Source organism: Nostocoides sp. (assembly GCF_035343835.1).
In the GTDB taxonomy this organism is placed as follows: domain Bacteria; phylum Actinomycetota; class Actinomycetes; order Actinomycetales; family Dermatophilaceae; genus Nostocoides_A; species Nostocoides_A vanveenii.
In genome coordinates, this window is sequence record NZ_DAOQZV010000262.1 from 1 (window position 1) to 4,166 (window position 4,166).

A 4,166-nucleotide genomic window follows, 5' to 3' on the forward strand; every position below is an offset into this window, starting at 1 on the left:
GCGCCAGCGTCCTCGGCCGGGGGGCGGTCCTCGGGCCCGGAGCGGCCCTGGAGGCCGGCGTGCTCGGGGACGCGGAGCGCTTCCCGCCCGCGACTACCGCGGAGTAACCATCGCGGGGGAGGATGGGATACCGTCACCCCTTGCCGATGTCAGGAAAGGACCGGTTCGTGCTGCCCACGCGCTCAACTCTGCGGGCCCGCGCACCCCTGCGGGTCAGCTTCGCGGGCGGCGGGACCGATGTGCCGCCCTTCCCTGAACGCGAGGGCGGGGCCGTGCTGTCGGCGACCATCAGCCGGTATGCCTACTCCACCCTGCGGCCGCGCGCCGACGGGCTGGTCACCGTGCAGTCGCTGGATTTCGGTGAGTCGGTGGACTTCGCCGTCGGCTCGCCGGTGGAGTTCGACGGGCGGCTCGACCTGCCCAAGGCGGCCATCCGGCACCTGCTGGAGTTCCCGCACGCCTTTGCGGCGACCGGCTTCGATCTCTTCCTACACACCAACGCCCCGCCCGGATCGGGGCTGGGGTCCTCAAGCGCGGTGATGGTCTCGGTGATCGCCCTGGTGGGGGCCCATCTCGGTGTCGATCTGACCCCGCACGAGATCGCCGAACTCGCCGTCCGCCTAGAGCGCGAGGATCTGGCGATCCCCGGCGGGCTGCAGGACCAATATGCCGCGGCCTTCGGCGGGTTCAACTTCATCGAGTTCGGCGCCGACGATGTGGTCGTCTACCCGCTGCGCATCCGCGAGGCGACGGTGCACGAGCTCGAACACAATATGCTGCTCGCCTTCACCGGCAAGACCCGCGTCAGCGACCACATCATCGAGGACCAGGTCAGCCGCTACGAGCACGGCCAGGCCGACGCCACCGCGGGGCTGCGCGCGCAGAAGGAGATCGCGCACGCGATGAAGCAGGCCCTGTTGCGCGGCGATGTGCCGGCCTTCGGCTCGCTCCTGGGGCAGGCGTGGGCCCAGAAGCGCAAAATGTCTGAGCGCATTTCCACGCCGCTGATCGACGAGGCCGTGGAGGTGGCGCTGCGCAATGGTGCTCTGGGTGCCAAGGTCACCGGGGCCGGCGGCGGCGGCCACATGATCTTTGTCTGCGAGTTCGAGCGCAAGCACGTGGTGGCCGAGAAGTTGCTGGAGCTGGGGATGACGGTGTCCGAGTCCACCTTCACCCAGCAGGGCGTGACGACCTGGCGGGTGGAGACGGCATGACGCACGCGGAGCAGGCAGCACTCGGGGGCGCTGCGGAGATCGTCCGGCGGCACGCCGACGCGCGCAGCGACTGGGTCCGGCTGGCAGCGGCGCTGGCCGAGCCGGGGCTGGTGGCAGCGGTGGATTCGGCCGGGGCGGCGGTCATGGCGGCGGTGGGGGGCGGGCATACGGTCATGGTCGCGGGGAACGGCGGGAGTGCGGCGATGTCGAGCCATGTGGCTGCCGAGTTCGCCGGGAGGTGCGTGCGCGACCGGGACCCGCTGCCGGCGCTGAGCCTCGCGGAGTCCTCGACATCGCTCACGGCCATCGGCAACGACTACGGCTTCGATCAGGTCTTCGCCCGCGGCGTGCGCGCGCACGGGCGGCCCGGGGATGTGCTGATCGTGATGACGACCAGCGGCTCCTCGCCCAATATCGCGGCGGCGCTGGCTGTCGCTCGCGAGCGCGGCCTGGTCACGATCGCCCTGACCGGGGCGCGCGGCGCGCAGCTGGCCGGCCACGCCGACCATCTCCTGGTGGTGCCGAGCGACTACACCCCGCGCATCCAGGAGGTGCACCTGATGTGGACCCACGCCTGGTGCGAAGCCGTGGACCACGTCTGGGCCCGCTGAGCGGTGAGCCGCCCATGATCGGGCCGGCGGGGGCGCGGGCGGCCTACGACATCGTCTTCCTCGACCGGGACGGGACGATCAACGTCCGCGAGGAGGGGGGCTATGTCGCCGCGGCCGAGAGCGTGGTGCTGCTGCCGGGAGCGGGCGAGGCGATCGCCCGCCTGAACACCGCGGGCATACCGGTGGTCGTCGTCACCAACCAGCGCGGCCTCGCGACCGGGCGTGTGACCTGGGAACAGTTCGCGGCCGTATCGGCCGCCTTGGACGTCGCGCTCGCCGCGCACGGTGCCCACCTGGACCACACGGCCGTATGCCCGCACGATCACGATTCGTGCAACTGCCGCAAGCCGTTGGACGGGCTCTTCCGCCAGGTGCTGGCCGCCGAGCCCTGGGCCCAGCCCGAGCGATGCGCGCTGGTCGGGGACATGCCGACCGACACCGCGCCGGCCCGGGGCCTGGGGATGCGGGCCTTGCAGCTGGGGGTCGACGTGCCCGATCTCGCGGGGGCAGTGGAGATCCTGCTCGGCGGGTAGCGTGCGGGTCAGAATGGGTCGTAGAGGCTGTCGTGCCCGGCTCGGCGCGCGAGGCCGCGAAGCTTCAACCTCAACAAGACCTTGATGCCCATATTGCGCGCCCACCAGGGCAGTTGTGCCAGCAGGCGAAGCCGGTCCGACACGCCCGGTGAACCGAGCTCGAAGACGGCCATCGACCCCGTGCGGGTGAGGAACCGCAGCGGCGACCCGGGGCGCAGCAGGGGCAGGACGCCGAGCGTGACGCCGACCGAGGAGAAGCAGTCGTGCACGAGCAGCCGGCCACCCTGGCGGACGTGCGCGGCGAACTTCAGGTCGTCCAGCACCGTCAGGACGTCGTGCTTGCCGTCGACGAAAAGCAGGTCCAGGGGCTCGGTCCAGGTCGGCCGGACGGCGGTGGAGTAGTCGGCGACGAGGCGGACACCGGCGGCCACGCCGGCCCGCGCCAGGTGTTCCTCGAAGCGTGAGCGGGTGACGGGGGAGCCATATTTCCAGTCGTCCACGAAGGGGTCGACGGCGACCACCTGGCCACCGGAGTCGGCCAGCGCGGCCGCGAGGACCACCGTGCTGCGGCCCTGATAGCTGCCGATCTCCAGCACACGCGCCCCGGGTTGCAGCCGGCGGGCCTCGTCCCAGAGCAGCCGCGCCTGGTCGGGGGTCAGCCAGCCCGGAATGTCCTCGGCCAGCGGCCAGGCATCGGCGAACGAGCCGAAGCGCATCATGCGGCGCTCGCTTGGCGATGGGGCACGGGGGACTCCGGATCGGGATCAGAGGGGCTCGGGTCGAGTGGTCGGCGGGGACGATTGTGGCACGGTCCGCCGCCGGCTGTTACCGACAAGTAGGAAGCCCGGCCCGACACGGTCGTCATACTCATGCTGTCCACCAAGGAGGTCCACGATCACCGCCCCCGTGCCCACGGCCGACGCGCGACTGCGCCGTCACGCGCCGGACCTCGTGGCCCTCCTGCTCGCGCTCGCGATCTGTGCCCCCTTCCTGCGCCGCGGCACGGTGATCGCCTACGACCTCGCCTGGTCCCCGCGACCGCGATGGACCCCATTCGTCCTCGGGATCGGCATTCCCGCGCCGCGCGCCGTCCCCAGTGACGCGGTGGCCGTCCTCATCGGCCGTGTCACCGGCGCTGGGCTCACCCAGGCGCTGATCCTGATCGGCATCCTCACGCTCGCCGGGGCGGGCGCGGCGCGCCTGCTCGCCCAGCTCGCCGGCCCGATGGGCCTCGCCGGCCGCACCGGTGCCGCGGTCGTGGCCATCTGGAATCCGTTCGTCGCCGAGCGCCTGGCGATCGGGCACTGGACGGTCCTCTTGGCGTATGCCGTGCTCGCCCCCCTCTACGCTGCCATCGTGCGCGCCCGACGTGCCGACGGGTCGTTCGCGCCGGTCGCGGCGTGGCTGGCCCTGGCCGGTGTCGGTGGGGCGAATGCCCTGGTCATTGCCGTGCCATGTGCCCTGGTCTTGCTCGCCTGGCCCGCGCGATCCGGCGAACGCCCGTGGCTATCCCGCGTGGGAGCCGCGTGCGTCGTGGTCGCGCTGGGCACCGGCCTGGCCGCCTGTTGGGCGCTGCCCGCCCTGGCCGCGCAGGTGACCGGTGCCGCGAGCGGGGCGGCCGCCTTCGGGGCGCGGTCGGACACGGCATACGGGCTGGTGTTGTCGCTCGTCACCGGGGGTGGATTCTGGAATGGCGCCGGTCAGGCGGCCGCGCGCGGACCCTGGCAACTGACCGCGATCCTGACCGCGCTGGCGGTGGTCGCACTCGCCGTCGGCGTGCGCCCGTTGCTGCGAGGTGCGGCGCGGCC

At 72.3% G+C, this 4,166-nt stretch carries 4 protein-coding genes and 1 pseudogene; 4 read left to right on the forward strand and 1 reads right to left on the reverse strand.

The genetic code is table 11. The features are described from left to right. Positions 1–146: 146 nt before the first annotated feature. The 3 genes from PKH97_RS14380 to PKH97_RS14390 are packed head-to-tail and all read left to right on the forward strand — an operon-like array spanning position 147 to position 2,358. Positions 147–1,214: a GHMP kinase gene (locus PKH97_RS14380; RefSeq protein ID WP_324388243.1), complete on the forward strand. Its 1,068-nt coding sequence runs from the start codon at positions 147–149 to the stop codon at positions 1,212–1,214. Next, positions 1,211–1,825 (forward strand): SIS domain-containing protein, encoded by a 615-nt coding sequence (locus tag PKH97_RS14385; protein ID WP_324388244.1) that lies wholly within the window; start codon positions 1,211–1,213, stop codon positions 1,823–1,825. The genes PKH97_RS14380 and PKH97_RS14385 overlap by 4 nt, the downstream gene beginning before the upstream one ends. A 14-nt stretch (positions 1,826–1,839) precedes the next feature. Further along, positions 1,840–2,358 (forward strand): HAD-IIIA family hydrolase, encoded by a 519-nt coding sequence (locus PKH97_RS14390; protein WP_324388245.1) that lies wholly within the window; start codon positions 1,840–1,842, stop codon positions 2,356–2,358. An 8-nt stretch (positions 2,359–2,366) separates the two neighbouring features. On the opposite strand, the gene PKH97_RS14395 is transcribed toward PKH97_RS14390, so the two are convergent. Further along, entirely contained in the window at positions 2,367–3,077 is a 711-nt protein-coding gene (locus PKH97_RS14395; protein WP_324388246.1) for a class I SAM-dependent methyltransferase, read from the reverse strand. 187 nt (positions 3,078–3,264) lie between these two features. Between PKH97_RS14395 and PKH97_RS14400 the strand changes: the two are divergent. Next, a pseudogene (locus PKH97_RS14400) lies at positions 3,265–4,166 on the forward strand (hypothetical protein); the annotation flags it as partial.

Coding starts and splice junctions, on each gene's coding strand:
- PKH97_RS14385 (WP_324388244.1), top strand. CDS start 1,211: ATGACGCACGCGGAGCAGGCAGCACTCGGGGGCGCTGCGGAGATCGTC.
- PKH97_RS14380 (WP_324388243.1), top strand. CDS start 147: ATGTCAGGAAAGGACCGGTTCGTGCTGCCCACGCGCTCAACTCTGCGG.
- PKH97_RS14395 (WP_324388246.1), bottom strand. CDS start 3,077: ATGATGCGCTTCGGCTCGTTCGCCGATGCCTGGCCGCTGGCCGAGGAC.
- PKH97_RS14390 (WP_324388245.1), top strand. CDS start 1,840: ATGATCGGGCCGGCGGGGGCGCGGGCGGCCTACGACATCGTCTTCCTC.